The organism is Paenibacillus sp. GXUN7292 (genome assembly GCF_050864975.1).
Taxonomy (GTDB): Bacteria; Bacillota; Bacilli; order Paenibacillales; family Paenibacillaceae; genus Pristimantibacillus.
Window position 1 is genome coordinate 294168 of the sequence record NZ_JBOZWO010000002.1, and the last position, 19774, is coordinate 313941.

At 40.9% G+C, this 19774-nt stretch carries 20 protein-coding genes; 17 read left to right on the plus strand and 3 right to left on the minus strand.

The features are described 5' to 3' along the window. Positions 1 to 156 precede the first annotated feature (156 nt). Together ACRRU2_RS03970 and ACRRU2_RS03975 are read left to right on the plus strand one after the other, a co-directional pair. Positions 157 to 1362 (plus strand): M20 metallopeptidase family protein, encoded by a 1206-nt coding sequence (locus tag ACRRU2_RS03970; protein ID WP_432500011.1) that lies wholly within the window; start codon positions 157 to 159, stop codon positions 1360 to 1362. Beyond that, complete coding sequence (locus ACRRU2_RS03975) at positions 1359 to 3359, plus strand: S9 family peptidase (RefSeq protein WP_432500012.1); 2001 nt, start codon at positions 1359 to 1361, stop codon at positions 3357 to 3359. Before ACRRU2_RS03970 ends, ACRRU2_RS03975 begins: the two co-directional genes overlap by 4 nt. A 53-nt stretch (positions 3360 to 3412) precedes the next feature. Here the strand turns inward: ACRRU2_RS03975 and clpP are convergent, their stop codons facing one another. After that, positions 3413 to 3997, minus strand: a complete 585-nt coding sequence (clpP, locus tag ACRRU2_RS03980; protein WP_331702011.1) for an ATP-dependent Clp endopeptidase proteolytic subunit ClpP — start codon at positions 3995 to 3997, stop codon at positions 3413 to 3415. A 176-nt stretch (positions 3998 to 4173) separates the two neighbouring features. On the opposite strand from clpP, the gene ACRRU2_RS03985 reads away from it, so the two are divergent. The 5 genes from ACRRU2_RS03985 to ACRRU2_RS04005 all read left to right on the plus strand — a co-directional run bounded on the left by ACRRU2_RS03985 (position 4174) and on the right by ACRRU2_RS04005 (position 9082). Beyond that, on the plus strand, positions 4174 to 4896 hold the full coding sequence (locus ACRRU2_RS03985) for an RNA polymerase sigma factor (RefSeq protein WP_432500013.1): 723 nt from the start codon (positions 4174 to 4176) through the stop codon (positions 4894 to 4896). Between the two features lie 115 nt (positions 4897 to 5011). After that, positions 5012 to 5602 carry a TetR/AcrR family transcriptional regulator gene (locus tag ACRRU2_RS03990; RefSeq protein WP_432500014.1) on the plus strand — a complete coding sequence of 197 codons (591 nt, stop codon included), beginning with the start codon at positions 5012 to 5014 and terminating at the stop codon, positions 5600 to 5602. A 23-nt stretch (positions 5603 to 5625) separates the two neighbouring features. After that, positions 5626 to 6828 (plus strand): MFS transporter, encoded by a 1203-nt coding sequence (locus ACRRU2_RS03995; protein ID WP_331702008.1) that lies wholly within the window; start codon positions 5626 to 5628, stop codon positions 6826 to 6828. Between the two features lie 213 nt (positions 6829 to 7041). Further along, positions 7042 to 8334 carry an MFS transporter gene (locus ACRRU2_RS04000; protein ID WP_432500015.1) on the plus strand — a complete coding sequence of 431 codons (1293 nt, stop codon included), beginning with the start codon at positions 7042 to 7044 and terminating at the stop codon, positions 8332 to 8334. A gap of 112 nt (positions 8335 to 8446) precedes the next feature. After that, complete coding sequence (locus ACRRU2_RS04005) at positions 8447 to 9082, plus strand: spore coat protein (protein WP_432500016.1); 636 nt, start codon at positions 8447 to 8449, stop codon at positions 9080 to 9082. A gap of 35 nt (positions 9083 to 9117) precedes the next feature. Here ACRRU2_RS04005 and ACRRU2_RS04010 read toward each other — a convergent pair whose 3' ends face one another. Beyond that, on the minus strand, positions 9118 to 9786 hold the full coding sequence (locus tag ACRRU2_RS04010) for a Crp/Fnr family transcriptional regulator (RefSeq protein WP_432500017.1): 669 nt from the start codon (positions 9784 to 9786) through the stop codon (positions 9118 to 9120). Positions 9787 to 9933: 147 nt separating this feature from the next. Here ACRRU2_RS04010 and ACRRU2_RS04015 point away from each other — a divergent pair, with 147 nt between their 5' ends. Next, on the plus strand, positions 9934 to 10863 hold the full coding sequence (locus ACRRU2_RS04015; protein ID WP_432500018.1) for a DMT family transporter: 930 nt from the start codon (positions 9934 to 9936) through the stop codon (positions 10861 to 10863). A 59-nt stretch (positions 10864 to 10922) separates the two neighbouring features. On the opposite strand, the gene ACRRU2_RS04020 is transcribed toward ACRRU2_RS04015, so the two are convergent. Further along, positions 10923 to 12011 carry an AI-2E family transporter gene (locus ACRRU2_RS04020; RefSeq protein ID WP_432500020.1) on the minus strand — a complete coding sequence of 363 codons (1089 nt, stop codon included), beginning with the start codon at positions 12009 to 12011 and terminating at the stop codon, positions 10923 to 10925. A 216-nt stretch (positions 12012 to 12227) separates the two neighbouring features. On the opposite strand from ACRRU2_RS04020, the gene uppS reads away from it, so the two are divergent. The 9 genes from uppS (at position 12228) to ACRRU2_RS04065 (ending at position 19750) form a co-directional block, all read left to right on the plus strand. Beyond that, complete coding sequence (uppS, locus tag ACRRU2_RS04025; RefSeq protein WP_432500021.1) at positions 12228 to 12977, plus strand: polyprenyl diphosphate synthase; 750 nt, start codon at positions 12228 to 12230, stop codon at positions 12975 to 12977. A gap of 189 nt (positions 12978 to 13166) precedes the next feature. Beyond that, a complete protein-coding gene (locus ACRRU2_RS04030) occupies positions 13167 to 13577 on the plus strand; it encodes a MerR family transcriptional regulator (RefSeq protein WP_432500022.1) in 411 nt (136 codons plus the stop codon). Between the two features lie 34 nt (positions 13578 to 13611). Next, entirely contained in the window at positions 13612 to 14916 is a 1305-nt protein-coding gene (locus tag ACRRU2_RS04035) for a hemolysin family protein (protein ID WP_331699479.1), read from the plus strand. Between the two features lie 498 nt (positions 14917 to 15414). Beyond that, complete coding sequence (locus ACRRU2_RS04040) at positions 15415 to 15699, plus strand: DUF3889 domain-containing protein (RefSeq protein ID WP_432500024.1); 285 nt, start codon at positions 15415 to 15417, stop codon at positions 15697 to 15699. A 194-nt stretch (positions 15700 to 15893) separates the two neighbouring features. Beyond that, positions 15894 to 16427, plus strand: coding sequence for a sigma-70 family RNA polymerase sigma factor (locus ACRRU2_RS04045; protein ID WP_331699477.1), 534 nt, complete (start codon positions 15894 to 15896; stop codon positions 16425 to 16427). Continuing rightward, positions 16417 to 17712 carry a hypothetical protein gene (locus ACRRU2_RS04050; protein WP_432500026.1) on the plus strand — a complete coding sequence of 432 codons (1296 nt, stop codon included), beginning with the start codon at positions 16417 to 16419 and terminating at the stop codon, positions 17710 to 17712. The genes ACRRU2_RS04045 and ACRRU2_RS04050 overlap by 11 nt, the downstream gene beginning before the upstream one ends. 62 nt (positions 17713 to 17774) lie before the next feature. After that, on the plus strand, positions 17775 to 18395 hold the full coding sequence (locus tag ACRRU2_RS04055; protein ID WP_432500027.1) for a TVP38/TMEM64 family protein: 621 nt from the start codon (positions 17775 to 17777) through the stop codon (positions 18393 to 18395). A 66-nt stretch (positions 18396 to 18461) separates the two neighbouring features. Next, positions 18462 to 18896 (plus strand): BlaI/MecI/CopY family transcriptional regulator, encoded by a 435-nt coding sequence (locus tag ACRRU2_RS04060; RefSeq protein ID WP_432500028.1) that lies wholly within the window; start codon positions 18462 to 18464, stop codon positions 18894 to 18896. Next, complete coding sequence (locus tag ACRRU2_RS04065; RefSeq protein WP_432500029.1) at positions 18893 to 19750, plus strand: M56 family metallopeptidase; 858 nt, start codon at positions 18893 to 18895, stop codon at positions 19748 to 19750. The genes ACRRU2_RS04060 and ACRRU2_RS04065 overlap by 4 nt, the downstream gene beginning before the upstream one ends. The last annotated feature ends 24 nt before the right edge of the window (positions 19751 to 19774 follow it).

The following is a 19774-nucleotide window of genomic DNA, read 5'->3' on the forward strand; positions in this document are numbered from 1 at the left end:
TGGCTGCAGTCTTGCATTAAATCCTAGTATTCTAATGTGAATTGTATTGATGTGTCGAAAACTGTTCGCTATAATAAACTAAAAAAATAAGTATGTTTATTGGTGCAATCTACATAGATTTGTTAAGCAGAAGCATACAAAAAGGAGGATGCCGCATTGCAATTGGATGGACTTATCGATTTGGCGCAAAAGTTAAAGGAGCAGGCAGTTGCGTGGCGCAGGGACTTTCATCAGCATCCCGAAATTGGATTTGAGGAGCATCGCACGTCGCGAATTGTAGCCGAACACTTGACTAAGCTTGGCTTGGAAGTGAGGACCCAGGTAGGAAAAACAGGCGTTGTAGCTATTTTAAGAGGTGAGAAGCCTGGACCTACAATCGGTTTGAGAGCGGATATGGATGCACTGCCTATCCAAGATCAGAAAACTGTATCATACCGATCTGCCATAGCCGGGAAAGCACATTTATGCGGACATGATGCGCATACAAGCATGCTAATGGGCGCAGCGCAATTATTGTCAAGCTTGGGAAAACCAAAGCAGGGCAATATAAAATTCGTGTTTCAACCGGCAGAGGAAGGGCTGGCAGGCGCAAAAGCTATGATTGAGGACGGCTTGCTGGAAAATCCCAAGGTGGATGCGATGGCAGGCTTGCACGTATTTCCCAGCTTGCCAACGAAGTCGATTTCAGTTGCGAAAGGCGTAGCATTTGCTTCCGTAGACAGCATTCATATCAAAATTATCGGCAAGGGCGGTCATGCAGCACGTCCGCATGAAGGAATCGATGCTATCGCAGTTGCAGCTCAAGTGATTAATGCTCTTCAGCATATCGCCAGCCGTTTGGTCGATCCTTTGGAGCCGGTTGTCGTGTCGATCGGCAAAATTGAAGGCGGATTTATGGACTCCGCAATCGCACCGGATGTCAATATGGCAGGCACTGTCAGAACGTTAAGTCCGGCTGTGCGTGAAAAAATGCCGCAGCTGATTGAATCTATTATTCGCGGCGTTACACAGTCATACGGAGCTGATTATGAATTCAGCTATTCGATCGGTTATCCTGTCGTCGTAAATGATGAAAGAATGGTCGATTTTGTCACTCAAACAAGCGAGCGCTTATTCGGCGAAAAAAGGTGGGTATATGCTAAACCTTCAACTGGCGGTGAAGACTTTGCCTATTATTCCGAACGCGTTCCCAGTGTTTTCTTTCGTTTGGGGGTTTGCGACAATCAACCGTATTCGAGTTATCCGCTGCATCATCCCATGTTCGATTTGGATGAGCAGGCGCTCCCATATGGCATAGCGATGCTGGCTGCGATCGCAATCGCTTTTTTAGAGGAATCGTCTATCGGGCAGGTGAAAAAATGATGATTAGAAAAGGTATTATAACGGCAGAGGATCTATATGCATACGCTTGGATTAGCGATCCGTCTGTAAACTCTCAAAGCGGTACGATAGCTTACATCTTTAAAACTGTGGATAAAGAAAACAATAGTTACAGATCGAATGTCCGTCTTGTTGAACTTGATGGCTGTAATGACCGTTCATTTACTGAAGGAGATAAAGATGAGCTTCCAATATGGTCGCCATGCGGTAAAAAGCTTGCCTTTTTGCGACCTGGTGCAGAAGGAAAGCAGATTTGGATCAAGCCCTGGCAAGGAGGAGATGCGGTTCAGCTAACGAGTGCCAAGTATGGGGTAGAAACATTTGTTTGGTCACCGGATGGATTGCGTATTGCTTACACTGCTCGTACGCAAGCGGAAGCAGAGAAAATTTCCGGAATAGGAAAATTGAACGAACAAACCATTACAGGGCAATCCTTCTCGCGAACAAGCCCGAGAGCGGAGGGTTCCGGGTGGTGGGATGGCCGATACACACATCTTTTTGTAATAGAAGCTGAGGGTACCCATACGCAACTGCTGACTTATGGCGACATAGTTGCATCTCAGCCTTTCTGGTCACCAGATGGGGAAGAGCTGGCTTATTTGGCCAAAATCGTAGATGATCCTGTTCTTGATCCTGATCTGCTTATCTTCAGCGATATTTATAAAATTAATATATCTGATGGAAAGATTGTTAAATTAACAGATTCCAGCTTGTTTATTAGTCAAGCGAGCTACTCGCCTAAAGGTGATACAATAGATTTCATCGCCAATGACAGAGCTTATGGCAGTGCTACACATAATAACCTGTATACTATTCAAATAAGCGACGGAATACCGGCTATTATAAATAGCCAACTTGATATGCAAATTGGGAATGTTGTGCTGAGCGATATGAAATCATTTGGAACCTCGCCTGCACCGTTGTATGGCAGCGTAAGCGATGAATCGCCAATGTATGTGATTGGCTCGCTGCACGGCAATGCTCATGTCTACCGTTTTTCAAGAAAAGGCAGCTATGAGGCGGTAACAAGCGGCGATAGGGATGTGTATCAGCTTGCCATATCGGCGGATGGACGTTATATAATTGCCGCCTCATCCGATGCGGCTAGTCCTGGAGAGCTGTATCGAATAGATACTTTTACAAAGAAAGAGTTGCGCTTAACGGCGTGGAATGATCAAATAATGAGAGAGAAGGAAGTTAGCACGCCACAATCTTTTTGGTTTACGACCGCTGACGAATGGGAGCTGCAGGGCTGGCTTATGAAGCCTTCCCTAATGGAAAGCGGTGAAAAATACCCTATGCTGCTTCATATTCATGGGGGTCCTCATGCTTTATACGGGAATTCGTACAGCCACGAGTTTCAAGCTTTAGCAGCTAAAGGATATGGCATTCTATTTATTAATCCGCGCGGCAGCTTTGGATATGGCCAGCATTTTGCACAAGCGTGCCGGGGCGACTTTGGCGGTCGGGATTATGAGGATTTATTAGATGCCGTTGATTACGTATTAAGCCATTATAATTTTATTGATGAAAACAGGCTCGGTGTATGCGGAGGAAGCTATGGCGGCTTTTTGACGAGCTGGATCGTCGGGCAAAATGACCGTTTTCGCGCAGCGGTTACTGAGCGTTCCATCTCGAATTGGCTTTCATTTTTCGGTACTAGCGATATAGGGATTTCATATACTGAAGGGGAGATAGAAGGTAATCCCTGGGAGGATGCTGAAAAGCTATGGGCCCGATCGCCGCTTGCATATGTGAAAAATATACAGACACCTTTGCTTATTTTGCATGGGGAGCAGGATCTGCGCTGCCCTATTGGCCAGGCAGAAGAGCTGTATACCGCTCTGAAGCGGCTTGGAAAGGAGACTGAATTTGTACGTTTCCCCAAATCCAATCATGCGCTGCCACGAAACGGAATACCATCATTGCGCTTGGAGCGCCTTAAGAGGACCAGTGATTGGTTTGACCGTTATTTATGATCAAAATACAAAGGCTGCCAGCAATATTGGCAGCCATTGCGCTCTATGAGCATCTAATTGGTTGTGAGCACTTTGTCTATAATGCCGTATTCCAGCGCTTCCTCAGCGGTCATGAAGAAATCGCGATCCATATCTCTTTCGATTATTTCGACAGGCTGCCCTGTGCGTTCAGACGTAATGCGAACAATTTTCTCCCGTAATTTTAAAATACGCCTTGCACTGATTGCAATATCGCTTGCTTGGCCTTGAACGCCGCCATGCGGCTGATGAATCATAATTTCACTATTGGGCAGAGCGGTGCGATAGCCTTTGGCGCCAGCCAGCAGCAGCATGGAACCGAAAGATGCGGCAAAGCCTGTGCATATGGTATGAATTTTAGGCTTTATAAACTGCATCGTATCATAGATGCCGAAGCCTGCGCTCACAGAACCGCCAGGGCTATTAATGTACATATGAATATCTTTATCCGGATCCTCTGCCGTCAAAAATAGCAATTGTGCGATAATACTATTCGCGAGCGTATCCGTTATTTCCGAACCGACAAACACGATGCGATCCTTCAGCAGTCTCGAATAAATGTCGTAAGAACGCTCACCGCGACTGGACTGTTCAACAACATAAGGTACGTAATTGTTCACTGTTTTCTCCTCCTCAAAAGTATGGAATGACAAGTAAACGAATGAGCTATGTAAAAGGATACGGATTTCACCTAAAAATAGTTTTTTTATTTTTTCAAAGCAGCGTAACGTTTGGCATGCATGAATCGTTTACATATAAGATAGAACTAAAAGTGGTTAAGGAGTGATTTCGGAAAATGAAACAACCCATTCAACTATCGGAGCAGGGAAATATAGATATAGAGAAGTTGAATGCTTCTCTCGGCAGATACTGTCTGTCGCTTACAAATTGCGATTGGGAATCCGACGACCTCAAACAGGCCACATGGATAAAATTTCTCGAGTCGATTAACCTTCAGCAGCATAACAATATTGAAGCGCTTTTGCTGCGCACAGCAAAAAACACCTGGATTGATCATGTCCGCCGAAAGAAGGTTTTTGATCGTATTTTGAATCGCTATCAAGAGCAATGCAGCGAGCAAACAGATTCAAGCTTTAGCCGTTTTAATTTAGAGATCGCCTTTCAGCTTCTTATCAAGCACTTGACCCCATTGCAGCGAACAGTCACTCTGATGAGGGGCGTGCTTGGCTACTCCTCAGCCGAGACAGCAAAAAAGCTTAACACAACAGAAGGTGCAGTTAAAACTGCTTATCATAGAGCGCGTAAAAATCTTAAAGGGCTGCAGTATGAGAGCAATCTGGAACAGTTCATAATAGAGGATTCGGATGCTGCCGGACTAAAGAAGCTTGCTGAAGCCTATTTGAATGGCGAAGTAGAAGCAGTGCTGAGACTGATTCAAATGGATCACCCGGCTCAGGTTACGGCAATTGGGGAATATGGGAAATCGTTTCAACCGCAAATGGGACATTTACCATCGATGTACTCAAATTATTCTTTCCAGGCGCGTATGTCAGCTTGAATCTATGCTTATATTGTCACGCTAAAGGCGTGGCAATTTTTTTTGCAAAAAATATACTTGCCTGTCCATTTATTTTCTGATAATATTACCTGACGAACGTTCGTTAAAAAGTGGGGTGATACTGCTGAAAAGTGATGAAATCAAAGAAGCTGCGCTTAAGTATTTTACTATTCATGGATACGAAGGCGCGTCGCTTTCTCAAATAGCAGATGAAGTGGGGATGAAGAAGCAATCTATTTATGCCCATTTTAAAGGAAAGGACGATCTGTTTCTTCAAGTGCTGCGCGATGTGAAGGAGAGTGAATGGTCCGCCATCGTGGCATACTTCAATAAGAAGGATTCACAGCAGCCTGAGAAGGATCTATATGGCTTTTTATTGTTCATAATCGATCTTTTTCAAAAAGATGAACAAATGAAATTTTGGCTAAGAATGACGTTTTTCCCACCGGCTCATCTCGCCGAACAGATCGAATACGACGTTATCGATATTGAAAGTAAGGTGCAGGCTATTCTGAAAAGCAAGTTTCAGGAGTGGATTGATGCCGATACAATTCTGAAAGATGAAGCAATGACGCCAACCTATGCTTTTTTAGGCATAATGGATTCGATAATGATGGAGCTTGTTTATGGCAATGATGAGCAAAGGCTGCGCACCAAATTAGAATCCTCATGGCGCGTATTTTGGAGAGGGATTACACATCGTTGATGCTACAAAAGAGGAGTTTCACTATGCAAAAATCAATAAAAGAGCAAAAGCTCGTATTAGTTATTTTACTTAGCAATATATTTATCGTATTTCTTGGCGTCGGTCTTATTATTCCAGTTATGCCATCGTTTATAAATATCATGCATTTGAATGGTCAAACGATGGGTTATTTAATGGCAGCCTTTGCTATTGCACAGCTTATTATGTCTCCGCTCGCAGGACGCTGGGTGGATCAGTACGGGCGCAAAAAAATGATTATTATCGGCCTTTTTCTTTTCGGTTTGTCAGAGTTAATCTTTGGTATAGGCGAGCATGTGCCTGTTCTATACTTGTCCAGAGTATTGGGCGGCATTAGTGCCGCGTTTGTTATGCCAGGCGTTACTGCCTATATTGCGGATGTCACTTCCATTGAAGAACGGCCAAAAGCGATGGGCTATATGTCAGCTGCGATTAGCACCGGCTTTATTATTGGGCCGGGCATTGGCGGTTTTGTAGCTGAATTAGGCGTACGCGCCCCCTTTTATTTTGCTGCTGCTATTGCATTTGTCGCATGTATATCATCCATTTTCTTTTTGAAGGAGCCTTTATCAAAGGAACAGCTTGCAGAAATATCACGACATGCCAAGCAATCGACTTTCTTTAAAGATTTAAAAAAATCAGTCAAGCCGCTATATTTTGTAGCATTTGTAATTGTTTTTATTCTTTCTTTCGGTTTGTCTGCTTACGAGACCGTATTTAGCTTGTTCACCGACCATAAATTTGGTTTTACGCCTAAAGATATCGCCTCGATTATTACGATCAGCTCAATCTTCGGCGCTATCGTTCAAGTATTTTTATTCAGTAAAATGGTTGATGTCATTGGAGAAAAGAAGCTGATTCAGCTTTGTTTGATTGTAGGAGCGGGACTGGCTGTCGTATCCACGATGATTTCAGGCTTCTTGCTCGTCCTAATCGTTACGTCCTTTATTTTTTTGGCTTTCGATTTGCTCCGTCCAGCGTTAACGACGTTTTTATCCAAAGCAGCAGGGAAGGAGCAGGGCTTCGTCGCTGGGATGAACTCAACCTACACAAGCCTGGGTACGGTTGTCGGACCTGCGTTAAGCGGAATATTATTCGATATTAATGTTAATTATCCTTATATATTTTCCGCTGTTGTCATGTTTGTCGGACTTGTCATTACTGTAATGTGGAAAGCGAATAAAATGACTGAATCGTTACGGCAATAAGAATATATAAACGCAATCATTCTTTACAGAATGGCTGCGTTTTTTTATGCTTGGGTTATTTATCCTTATACAATGCAAAGTGTTATTCTTTACCAAAGGGCATATACGTCCATGTTTGCAGCCTTATTACTGTCAGACAATTCACAGGGTGAATAATTACCGGCAAAGAAACCACAATAATCAGCATGTGAATACAAAAAAGGTGGGTCGTCCATGAAGAGTCAAAAAGGGGCTCTTTTTGCTCTAGCTTCTATTCCGCTAATTATGACGCTTGGCAACTCCATGCTCATACCTATTTTGCCCCAAATTTCTAAAGAGCTCCATGTAAGCGCGTTTCAAGTCAGTATGATCATTACGGTATATGGTTTAATTGCGATCGTGATGATCCCAATTGCAGGCTATTTATCAGATCGGTTTGGACGCAAAATAATTATTCTTCCCAGTTTGCTTATAACAGCAGCTGGAGGCGGGATATGCGTAGCGGCTGCATGGTTTATGGAAGGGATCAGCGCTTATTATGTTATATTGGCGGGCAGATTACTGCAGGGAGTAGGGGCAGCGGGAGCTTTTCCTATCGTTATACCATTTATTGGCGACCTGTTTAAAGATGAAAAAGAAGCAAGCAAAGGACTCGGCATCATAGAAACCGCCAATACATTTGGCAAGGTGGTCAGTCCGATACTGGGCGCGTATTTAGGTCTGTTGCTATGGTATGCGCCTTTTATTGCGATTCCAATCTTGTGTGTCATTTCATTTGGGTTAGTCATATTTCTTGTTAAAAAACCGAAGAAGCAGGAACAGAGCTCCAAAAAGGAGCTAAAAGTTTTTTTATCAGAAATCAAGGATATATTGAAGGAAAAAGGGCGCTGGCTTTATGCAATATTTACAATTGGCGGCATCTGTATGTTCGTCATTTTTGGGGTATTGTTTTATTTATCAGAAATTTTAGAGTCGAAATATAATTTGCACGGTGCAGTAAAAGGGTATGTGTTAGCTATTCCGCTAGCTCTTCTTTGTCTAGCCTCTTATGGCAGCGGAAAAATAATTGGGCAAAATAAAACGAGGATGAAATGGCTAGGTTTTAGCGGAATGGTGCTGCTTGGAGCAGCAATGCTTATAACGGGCTTCTCAAGCGAAATTTATTTCATGGTAGGCTTTTTAAGTTTAAGCGGGATTGGAGTAGGGATGGTACTGCCTTGTATGGACGCGCTCATTACTAATGGCATTGAAAAGGACAGCCGAGGCACCATTACTTCATTGTACAGCAGCATGCGCTTCATTGGCGTAACGCTTGGCCCATCCGTCGTCTCCTTATTAATGATGGGCGGTCATTGGCTTTTGTTCGGCACGATGGCCAGCCTGGGCGCTATAGGAGGATTGCTTACCTTTTTTGCAGTTACGCCTGAAAAAGAAGAAGAAAAAGGGAATACGAATAAAACGAACAAAACGAACAAGACGAATAAAGCTGATCTGTTCAAACCATTAGTGAGACAAAAGGCAAGATGATGCGGAACAATATTTTTCACAATAATTGTGAATGCAAAAGTTCGCATAAACCAAACCTCATTAAACCATATTAGGAATATCAGTACAATTATAAATAAAAGGAGCTGTCACAATGCAACAGCAACAAGCAACAACAAAAAATGGAAATTCTCAAGTAGCAGCAAATATGAATCATGGGGGGCATGAGCTATTTGATGTGCACGAAGTGCTAAGCTGTGCAATCGGCGCGTTGGATCAATTTATGATGTACAGGCAGTATGCTCAAGATCCGGAATTGATAAGAATTTTGGACAAGCAATATCAATTCATGGAGTCACAATATAATATTACTGTAGAATGTTTTAAAACTGGCCAGGCACCAAGTGAAAAAACGTCCACTTATTTAATTGATAATGTTCTAGAGCCTGTATATGGCATGCAGCCAAGCCAGCCATGTAAACCTGTGCAGACACTTTCTGAAATAAAAGATCAAAACATTTGCGACTATATGCAAGGGCATATTAAATCGCATGCTTCGCTTTTGACAAAATCGGCTTTGGAGACGACTAACCCAGTCGTAAGACGTGTATTGGCTTCTCAGGTACAAAACTTTATTGAAATGTCTTACGAATTGTTTATGTATCAAAATCAAAGAGGATACTATCAGGTTCCTCAATTAAACCAAGCGGATATGCAGCAAATATTGCAAGCTTACGCACCTGCAAGCGGTGCACAAATGCCAGCGCCTAATTCAGGCGCCGTTCATTAAGTGAAAGTAAAGATAAGCGGCTCTAAACGGGCCGCTTATCTTTTGATAAGCTTGGTATCCCGTAGTACGTTAGCTAACCCCTCACGGTTGACAATAATTACCTTCTTATACTGCAGCTCAATCAAGCCTTCCTCTTTAAATCGCTTAAGAACTCTCGTAACCGTTACACGATTAAGACCTAAACAAACAGCCAGCTCTTCATGAGAATATGGGATGCAGGCCGATGTAATATTGCGATCAGCATTTGGATTTTCTGTTTCGTCCAGCAGGAAGCTGGCAACTCGCTCAAACCGATTGTATAAGGTTACTCTTTTCAATTGATTAGCCAGTCTGGAGCAAGTAAAAGAAAGCAGTTGAAACATAATCATCGTCAGCTCTTTGGATTGATGGATATAAGGATATAAATGCTCTAGTGTACAACAGCTTAACTCAACATCATTGACTGCGCTGACAGAGGTCGGCATAACGGAATGACCAAGAAAGGAAGATTCACCAACGAAGCGGCCTTTTTCAACTATTTCCAGTGTCAATTCTTCTCCGCTGCTCGATATGTAATACACTCTGACCCTGCCTTTTTTTATCAGGTAAAAGAGATTGGCATGCTCGCCTTGCATATAAATAGGCTCTCCGGCAGTAAATGTGACGGTTTTCCCAGCCTGATCAAAATAGGTAAAAAGATTGTCAGGCACTTTAACGGACAGCAATTGTATGTAATCCTCCTTTGCGCCGATTTATTAATGACATTAACATTAAGATTGTAGCCTAGGCTACTTACATTGTCCAGCTTCCAGCTTACTATTAGAAAAGTAGAAGGGTGTATATTACTTTAAACAGTAGAGGATGCAGTGGCGGTGATAAGTGGAGAACAGTCTGATAAAAAAACAGGTTATCTATTTGCCATGCTTGGGGGGATTTGTTGGGCTTTAGCAGGGGTTTGCGGTCAATATTTATTTCAAAGCAAAGCTGTTACAGCAGAGTGGCTTGTTCCTGTACGTTTAGTAAGTGCTGGGGTAATTATTTTGCTAGTTGCCTGCTTCAGAAAAGGAAAAGCAGCTATCTTTTCAATTTGGCAGGACCGGAACAATATTGTTCCTATTTTTATTTTTGCACTCGTAGGCACTGCTTTATGCCAATATGCTTTTTTTGCGTCTATTTCGGCATCCAATGCAGCAACCGCTACCTTTATTAGCTACATAAGCCCTATTTTTATAATGATTTATGTTGTTTTTCGGACGAAGAGAATACCGGCCCGCCTTGAGCTTTTATCGATTTTACTCGTTATTATCGGGATTTTTATAATCGCAACGCATGGGAACATAGATAATCTTGTCATTTCTGCGCAAGCGTTAATATGGGGAATAATTAGCGCTGCATCCTTTGCTGTTTATAGCATTCAGCCGCAGCGGCTCATGAGGAAGCATGATACGCTGATAGTGACAGGCTGGGGGATGCTGATCGCCGGGGCAGCTTTATTTGTTTTGTTCAAGCCGTGGATCTACGAAGTGAATTATGATTTGTCAGTGTTTCTGTCATTAAGTGTGCTCGTGCTGTTCGGAACGATTTTGTCGTATGTATTTTATTTGGAAGGAATAAAAAGAGTCGGTGCAACTGCAGGAAGTTTACTTTCATCAGTTGAGCCTATTGTGGCAACCTTGCTTTCTGCGCTGTGGCTGGGACAACATTTTGCGGCCTTTGATTTTATTGGCTTTGCTTTTATTCTTATTATTCCGATTCTTCTTTCAAGAGAGAGTCTTACAAAAGCTGATCGAGCAAGTCGATGATTAAGGCAGAGGAAAGCCCGCTATTTTTATTGAAAAATAGTGGGCTTTCTTTTACTATATTAAGCTTGCATCTTCTTCTTGCGATTTTTCAGCAGGTGCAGCTGATAGAAATAAGTAACGATCTCACGTGCAACAGCGTAGAAAGGTACCGCCAGGAACATGCCGAGCAGTCCTCCGAAGCTGCCTGCCACGAGCAATATTAAAATAATCGTTAACGGATGAATGTTAAGCTTCCGTCCCATAATTTGCGGTGAAAGCAAATTGCCTTCAATTTGTTGTGCAATCAACACGATTACAACTACTTTAATGGCCATGGCAGGTGAATCGATCAAAGCGATGATAACAGCCGGGACAGCTCCAATTATGCCCCCGACATACGGAATCAAGTTGAAAAACATCATGCAAATGGCCAGAATCAACGGATACTCCAGTCCAATTGCCGCATACCCAATAAATATTAGAACGCCGAGACAGAGGCTGAGCAGCACTTTTCCTTGCAAATAGGAGCTGAGCGCTTCGTCCATTTCTTTTAAAATATGACGGCCGTCATCGACCTGATCTTCTGGAAGAAAGTGTAATATTTTACGCGGCACCTTCTCGCCCTCGCTAAGCATGTAATACAGGATGAATGGGACTGTAGTAAGAACAATTAGAAATTGAGTGAAAAAAGAAATAATACTTTGAACTGAATTTAACGTAATCGTCGTTGCACGATTTAAATATTCACCTACATTTTCAGACCAGTCCACCTTATTCTTTGGCAGGTATTGCCCAAACCAGGCATGCTTTTGCAATTCTGCAAGCTGGGATTGCGCTGAAGCAAGCAGATGCGGCAAGCTTTCTACCAGCGAATTGAACTGATTGACGATATATGGTCCTACCCAAATGGACGCGGCCACAATAATGCCCAGACCAACAATATAGACGAGTGAAATAGCCAGCCATCTGGCAAGCTTGAGCTTCTCAAGACCCTTAATAACCGGACGCAGAACATAGTATAAAATACCAGAAACAAAAATCGGGAAAAACAAGGTTTGAAACACGATACCTATCGGTCTAAACAAAAAATCTACCTTGCTTGCCAAAAATACGATTAATAAAAATAATGCAATTCCGTATCCGATACGAAAATACTTGCCTTGGGGCATAAAGCACACCTTCTTTTCTAGTTGAGTTCTTTAAAAACATTCGATTAGGATATAACTTATTCCTGCCCATCTATTTCAATTCGTCTGGAAAAAGTATACTTTATACGTAATGACATCAGAGTTAAATCTTTTACTAAAATATTGGAAAACATTGTATGTATACGTTATAATTACTTTAAGATGCAATAGTATTAGAAGAAAAGAATGGTGATAGAAATGAACATTCTTGATTTGATAGAAAAAAACAAAATGAAAAAAATAACTAAACAGATAGATTGGGATCATAACTTCCCTAAACATATCGCAATTATGATGGACGGCAACGGCAGGTGGGGAACAAATAGAGGCTTGCCCCGTACGGCCGGACATTATGCAGGCATGGACACGATGAAAGAAACAATTCGAAACTGCCGGGAAATGAACGTTGATTATTTAACGTTATATGCTTTTTCCACAGAAAATTGGAAACGGCCCAAAAATGAAGTGGACTATATCATTAGTCTAGTAAACGAATTTGTAAATGATGAAACCATGGAAGAAATGAATCGAAACAATATTAAGGTCCATTTTATTGGAGATATTCAAAAGTTTCCTGCTGATACCCGGCAGCATATGAAATTTGCAGAAGATATGACAAGCTCGAATAATGGAATGGTCGTTAATTTTGCAATGAATTACGGCGGCCGCAGCGAAATTATTTATGCAATTAAATCCATAGTTTCCGAACAAGGCAAAGAGGAACTGTCTGAGCAAGAGTTCGAACGACATCTCTATACCTCCGATTGTCCTTCGCCTGAACTCATTATTCGAACAAGCGGAGAGAAGCGGCTCAGCGGTTTTTTATTATGGCAATCTGCGCAAGCAGAAATATGGTTCACTAACGAAATGTGGCCAAGCTTTAATAAATATTTATTGCATAAAGCTATATTGGACTACCAAAATCGAAAACGTGTTCAGGCTAAATGAATATATATTCGGAAGTTGACGTGAATCGTCCTAAAATCTCATCTCCTATGTAGGGGAAGGGATTTTTTGTTTTACGATTAGAGTTTTCTAATTTTCTTGTAAACGCAGGAATAATATAGTTATTATAAAGTGTAACGTTCTAGTTTGTGTGTAACGTGATAGTGGAGGGGATACCATGGGAAGGAAGAATTGAGAATAAGTGAATTGGCTGATGCTGCTGGTGTCACGAAGCGTACGATAGATTACTATACGCAACTAGGCTTATTAGAAGTAAAGAAATCAGAGAATAACTATAGGCATTATCCAAAAGACTGTATAGAAAGATTAATTACGATTGAACGGTTGAAAAAACAAGGCTTCAGTTTGCAGGATATAAAGCATCAATTTGAAAATCCTGTGCCCAAAGCAGCTGAATGTCAGACTCACGAAGAAATCGATATTTATGAGCTTCGTGCAAAAATTCATCTATTAAATAAAGAAGTACAGCAGTTTATTTCAAATAATGAACTAGCCGATGAAAAAGATTTGAAAAAAATGAATAAATTACTGCGCAATGATAGTGTGGCTTTAATGCAAACGATATTACTATTACTTTCATAGGGGGTGAAGTCTTACTTTAAGTAAGACGAACTTTTTGACAGCGATAAATTTAACAATTTTTGTGATTCTGATAGCTTTAACCGCATTTTTCGTAGCAACAGAGTTTGCAATCGTTAAAGTGAGACAAACAAGAATAGAACAGTTAACGTTAGAGGGAAGAAAAGGATCCAGAGCTGCAAAGCATGTCACCGCTCATTTGGATGAATATTTATCTGCTTGTCAACTAGGAATTACAGTAACCGCTCTAGGCATTGGTATGGTTGGCGAATCAACCTTTGAATTTATTTTGCATCCATTATTTGAAAGCATAGGCATTCCGGTTAATTGGATTCATGGTTTTACAATTGGTGCTGCTTTTGTGATTGCTACGTTTTTACACGTTGTCGTAGGAGAACTGGCACCCAAAACGATTGCGATTCAGAAAGCGGAAGCTGTAACGCTGTTATTTTCTAAACCCATTATGATCTTTTACAAGCTGTTGTATCCGTTTATTTGGTTCTTAAATGGTTCAGCACGCTTTTTAGTCGGTATTTTTGGCATGAAGCCTGCCAGTGAGCATGAAGTGTCACACACGGAAGAGGAATTAAGATTATTATTGGCGGAAAGTTATAAGTCTGGGGAAATCAACAATAATGAATTAAAATTCGTCAATAATGTATTTGAATTTGATGATAAGCATGCCAAGGAAATTATGATTCCTAGAACAGAAATTGTTGGATTTGAAATTAATACTTCTTTTGAAATTGTGCTGGAACGCATCTCACAAGAGAAATATACGAGATATCCTGTCTATAAGGGAGATAGAGATAATATTATAGGTTATATCAACATCAAGGATTTATTATTACAAGGGATTAAGGATAAGGATTCAAGTGCTACTTTTACACTCAGCAAGTTTGTTCAACCTATCATTAACGTGATTGAAACGGCACCAATTAAAGAAGTGCTGCAGAAAATGCAAGCTGAACGCATACATATGTCTATACTAGTAGACGAATATGGCGGAACATCAGGCTTGTTAACGGTTGAAGATATTGTAGAAGAGCTGGTTGGGGAAATTCGGGATGAATTCGATGAGGAAGAAATTTCTCACATACGTAAAGTCAATGAGGATCATTATATTATTAATGCGAAGGTGCTGCTTGATGACGTCTCACATTTGCTGCAAATTCCAATGAAAGATGACCATGTCGACACGCTTGGCGGCTGGTATTTTGTTAGAGACTCTGAGCTCAAAACGAATCATACAATTGAATACGGCGGATATGATTTCAGTATAAAACAGAAACATGGACTAGTGCTGCAATACATTGAAGTAAAGAAAATGGATGATGTTTGACGCTCCAAAAAATGGGACTGCTACAAGTCGGGCGACTTTGCTGCTGCTCCAGTCCCATTCTTGCTCTCTATCACTCTTATAGATTATTTGCGTTTGCCCGAATCAGATCGACATGGACACACGTTCTGCAATTTGACTCAAACCGTCTTTTTTGATTTTCGCGGCCACACGTTCCGTTATATGACTCCAAACCGCCAATTTTTAATTTTCGCGGCCAGACGTTCCGCTATACGCCTCTTAATGAGGCTTTTTTTGTGATTTTAGGATCAATAACGGAACGTGTGTCACTTTGCTGCTTCAAAACTGCGATTTTGGGCGTAATAACGGAACGTCTGACCAGCTAGGGGAGGTGATCCACTACTGAGCCAGCCTTTATACAGTGCGTATATATAGCACCGATCGCTTCTATATGAAGTTTTATGCACAATGGGAATATTTCACATTCATCAGGGGAAACTAGGCACGGAGGTGTTCAACATTAAGACGATCCTGCTACTGATGATTAATTTAATTACTGTATTCACTATTTCTTCCGTTTCCGCCGAAGCTGTACCTGACTATGCAAAATGGGGTGAAATCGCAATAGAAGAAACTCAAAAACGATTTGATTATGCGGAAATTATCGACTATAAGCACATAGGCCGGGTAGATTTAGCACCTGCGAAGTCAGAAGAAAAATTTAAACTTTGGCTAAGAAACAAAGAAGGAAATGAATTTGGGGTGTTTATAACAATTCAATTCGACCCGACAACGGATAAAATACGATCTATTAAATTCCTTTAACCCAAGTGATAGACACTAATAAGTGCTCATCTATTGGGTTATTTTTTTGCAATTATTTTTAATTATTCAAAAGAACAGCTGAATTACCGACAAAAAGAGTATTCCTAAGCTTCAAATAAGAAAATTTTTAATCATGTAAAGCCAAATCCTCAGCATCTCCGTCAAATAAATAGATAGTCAAGAACAGGCAGGTGATGAGCATTATTAGTTGGGTCAAGCAAGCACAGAACGGTGATCAGAATGCATTTATTCATTTATTTAGCCAATTCGAAGCGGACATTTATCGTATCGCTTTCCTATATTTAAACCATCGGGATGATGCGCTCGATGTTGTTCAAGAAACGGCTTATCGCTCCTATCGAGCGTTACAAGGATTAAAGGAGCCTAAATATTTCAAAACTTGGCTAATCAGCATTGCGATTCGGTGTTCGATCGATCTGCTTCGGCAAAGACGCAAAGTCGTTCCATTAAAGCCAGAGTATGAGGAATTATTAAATGATGACGGAAAAGCGCTTGATATCCCGTTGTCATTATCGCTTCAGGACATGATTGATCGGTTGAATGAAGAGGAGAAGAGTGTTATTATTTTACGCTTCTTTTATGACCACACGATCAAGGAGACAGCAGACATTTTAGAGCTTCCTCTCGGTACGTCAAAAACTATATTATATCGGGCACTTGGAAAACTACGGAAACAGGCAAGGGAGGATGGATGGCTTGAACCATGAATGGAAACGAGAATTTAAAAGTATTCCGCTGCCTTCGGAGCTTCGTCAGCACAGTCTTATGGGTATTCAACGTGCTCAAGAAGAATTAAATCAATCTATAGGTGCCAGTTGCAAGAAACCGACTATAAAATTATCCCGGAAATCAATTTTTACATCTATTGCTGTAGGACTGCTAGTTATTATTTTGACCATCTCTGCGTTTCAACCGCAAGTCATCGCAGGTATTCAGCGAATACTCCAGTTCGTGCCGGGTATTGGGATTGTAAAGCAAGAAGAGCAGGAAATTAATCGCTATGTGTTAAAACAGCCCGTTAACATGCAGCTCGGATTAGGAGAAATTATGGTTACTGGAGTTATGGTGGATCAGGAAATGACCTATTTGACAATGACGGGCAACAGGTTCTTTCAAAAGCCTAATGAGATTGTTTTAGTTAATAATAAAGGGGCGGAGTTTGTAATAAAGCACTCCACGTCCGTTGGATCTGTAAACCAGTGGTCTGCTGGTTATTGGTATCAAGGAAAGCTCGATATTGAAGACGGCCCGGCAAAAATTATCATCAGGGAACCTAATCAGTTCGAGATTCCATTCACACTCATGAAGGCCGAAAAGTTTGGCAGCTATGAAGAGATGGGCGAGACAGCAGCTCTAAACGACATAAGTATTACTGCAATTGCCTCAAGAAACGGCAGCAAAGGCAGGCTCTCACTCATTTCGCAACAAGCTGGCAACATTAGAGTTATAGATTATGGAGTACATGGCATTCACAATGGCCGCACTTTAAGTTTAAAGGATGCAGATGGCAAGTTGCTGGAAATCGAAAAAATACCGGGGATCGGAGGACCCGTAAGAGATTTTTATTTTAAACTTAACCCGGATCAGACTAATGCAGCATATACACTTCACATCCCGGAGATTAATGTCGAGTACGAAGATAAGGTTGCGGTCAAAGTGCCTACCAAGACGGAAGATAACCTGAACAAGACCTTTACGATCGCCGGATTTCCGGTCACAATTACACGGACTGAAAGGTTAAGCGATAATATTTTACGTGTGTATTTGGATCTGCATTTTAATCCGAATACAGAAAAATCGTTGCATATGTTGGGGTTTGAACTAAAAAGCTATCATGGCAAACTGAATGATCAAACTGGCGCGCTGGAATACGTTGAATTTGACATACCCTCGGGTTTTAAGGAAAAGAAATTGACAATCGTCAAGCCGGAAGTTCTAATTCGTGGACCTTGGATTTTTCAGTTCCTTGCGGATAAATATTTTAAACCTTAAGGGATTTAAGCTATAATCAATCTGGGTGCATCGCACAATAAAATGAAATTAGGTATTGTTTAATGAAGGGATATAAATTTATAATTGCCTTGATTAATTTTTTTGTCATTATACTGATTCTATTCAATCTGGACTTATTAATGGCATGGGTGAAAGAAGAGAAAGGGAGCGTAATAACTGATTTTTTAACTATAGCAGCATTAGCAGCAGTTCCTGGTATTCCATTTGGCATGGTAAGCGGAATGATTGGAGCTAAGTACGGCGTATTCCTTGGCGGGCTGATGAGCGTGTTTGCATCAACGTTGGCCGCCGCATTAATTTATGTTTTATTTCGTTTTTTACTGCAGCAGCAGGGAGCAAAGCTGCTAAGCCGGTATAAATCTTTAAAACGGTTAGATCAATTTTTAAAAAGCTATACTTTTTGGTCAGTGTTAACAGCCCGGATTATTCCTGTCATGCCTGCAGCGGTTATTAATATATATGCTGGTGTGTTTGGACTTTCTTTCAAACTATTTCTGCTTTCGACGCTTCTAGGCAAAGTCCCGGTCATGTTTGCCTTTACACTTGTTGGCGATAGTTTACATTCAGGTACTGCAGATTGGATAGCCGTGTTTTTCATTTATGTGCTGTTTCTCTTGTTCGTGTATGGGGCATACCGATTGATAGGTCATGGACAAAGATAAGACCGATAGGCAATTGACACCATGCATAATAATAGACTACAATTCGTAGTGTAAGGGGTGAAGGTAATGGCTAACGTGAAAAAATTCAATATGAATGAAGAAGGCTTGAACCGTTTTTTTGGTCCTCTTGAAGCTAAAATAATGAACCTGCTATGGTTGTCAGAAGGTATGAGCATTAAAGACGTGCAATCTATATTGAATCAGGAAAGTCCTATTTCCTTTAACGCTGTAATGACCGTAATGAACCGTTTATTGGAGAAAGAGCATTTAAGTAAAAATACCCAAGGGAAGGGTAGAAGCAGGGTAACGATTTTCAAGCCAGTGCAAACCAAGGAGCAATTTCTACACACGCAAACGAAGGCGGTGACACAAGGCCTCATTCATGAATTTGGAGATCTTGTTGTCGGACATATGATTGATGCTTTGGAAGATGCCGATACGGAATTGATTAATAAATTATCGGATAAATTAAATCGGCTAAAAAGCAGGAAAAACATATGAAGCCTGCGCTAAGAATTAATCTTATATTTATTTTTTTATTAGTAGTTGGCTTTATAGTTTTGGCGCAAATGGGTCTGTATACTGTTCAACAAATATGGGATATTCGGTTTCCTATCAACTTTCTGCAATATTGTATAAGTGCATTTAATGAAACAACTTTGGCATACAATATCTTTACATTTATAATCAATGCAATCATTATTTATACGTTTGGAAGAATGTTATGGCGATTTGTCAAACAAATATACTTAACTAGGAAATGGCTGGGCATTTTTCATAGCCAAAAACATATAAAGCTTACGAAGCTGCTTAATGCAAAGTATCGAAAATGGGGAGCAAAATTTATAGTTGTAAATGATGAGAAGTTTATAGCAATGACAATAGGGCTTTTAAAGCCGCAAATAATTGTCTCTTCTGGAGTTATCGGCATGTTTTCAAAAAAAGAAGTTGAAGCGATCCTGCTTCATGAACAATATCATGTCCAGAACAGGGATCCGCTGAACCTTTTTTTACTGACTCTTCTCCTTGAGGGAATGGGGTATATCCCATCGATGAAGACAATGGTGCGAAGCTTTAAGACATGGAAAGAATTGCTTGCAGACCAATTTGCAATGAGACAAATGGGCACAGAGTATCATTTAGGCAATGTGCTGCTTAAGCTTTCAAGCGTTGGGAGGATGCAGCATGCAGCTGCTGCAGTATACTTTGCGGAAAATGCAATCAACTACCGTATTATGCAAGTGCTTGAGCCAAAACAGACTCTTCACATTCCAATACTTAATTTTAAACCGTTGTTTTTAACTTTAATGTTCACTTTTATTATGAGCAGTCTCATTTTGGGCGGGTGTTCGTAAACTTGCCTTTTTTTAAAATATAAC

Coding starts and splice junctions, on each gene's coding strand:
- ACRRU2_RS03975 (WP_432500012.1), top strand. CDS start 1,359: ATGATGATTAGAAAAGGTATTATAACGGCAGAGGATCTATATGCATAC.
- ACRRU2_RS03985 (WP_432500013.1), top strand. CDS start 4,174: ATGAAACAACCCATTCAACTATCGGAGCAGGGAAATATAGATATAGAG.
- ACRRU2_RS03995 (WP_331702008.1), top strand. CDS start 5,626: ATGCAAAAATCAATAAAAGAGCAAAAGCTCGTATTAGTTATTTTACTT.
- ACRRU2_RS04000 (WP_432500015.1), top strand. CDS start 7,042: ATGAAGAGTCAAAAAGGGGCTCTTTTTGCTCTAGCTTCTATTCCGCTA.
- ACRRU2_RS04005 (WP_432500016.1), top strand. CDS start 8,447: ATGCAACAGCAACAAGCAACAACAAAAAATGGAAATTCTCAAGTAGCA.
- ACRRU2_RS04020 (WP_432500020.1), bottom strand. CDS start 12,011: ATGCCCCAAGGCAAGTATTTTCGTATCGGATACGGAATTGCATTATTT.
- uppS (WP_432500021.1), top strand. CDS start 12,228: ATGAACATTCTTGATTTGATAGAAAAAAACAAAATGAAAAAAATAACT.
- ACRRU2_RS04040 (WP_432500024.1), top strand. CDS start 15,415: ATGATTAATTTAATTACTGTATTCACTATTTCTTCCGTTTCCGCCGAA.
- ACRRU2_RS04045 (WP_331699477.1), top strand. CDS start 15,894: ATGAGCATTATTAGTTGGGTCAAGCAAGCACAGAACGGTGATCAGAAT.
- ACRRU2_RS04055 (WP_432500027.1), top strand. CDS start 17,775: ATGAAGGGATATAAATTTATAATTGCCTTGATTAATTTTTTTGTCATT.
- ACRRU2_RS04060 (WP_432500028.1), top strand. CDS start 18,462: ATGGCTAACGTGAAAAAATTCAATATGAATGAAGAAGGCTTGAACCGT.
- ACRRU2_RS04065 (WP_432500029.1), top strand. CDS start 18,893: ATGAAGCCTGCGCTAAGAATTAATCTTATATTTATTTTTTTATTAGTA.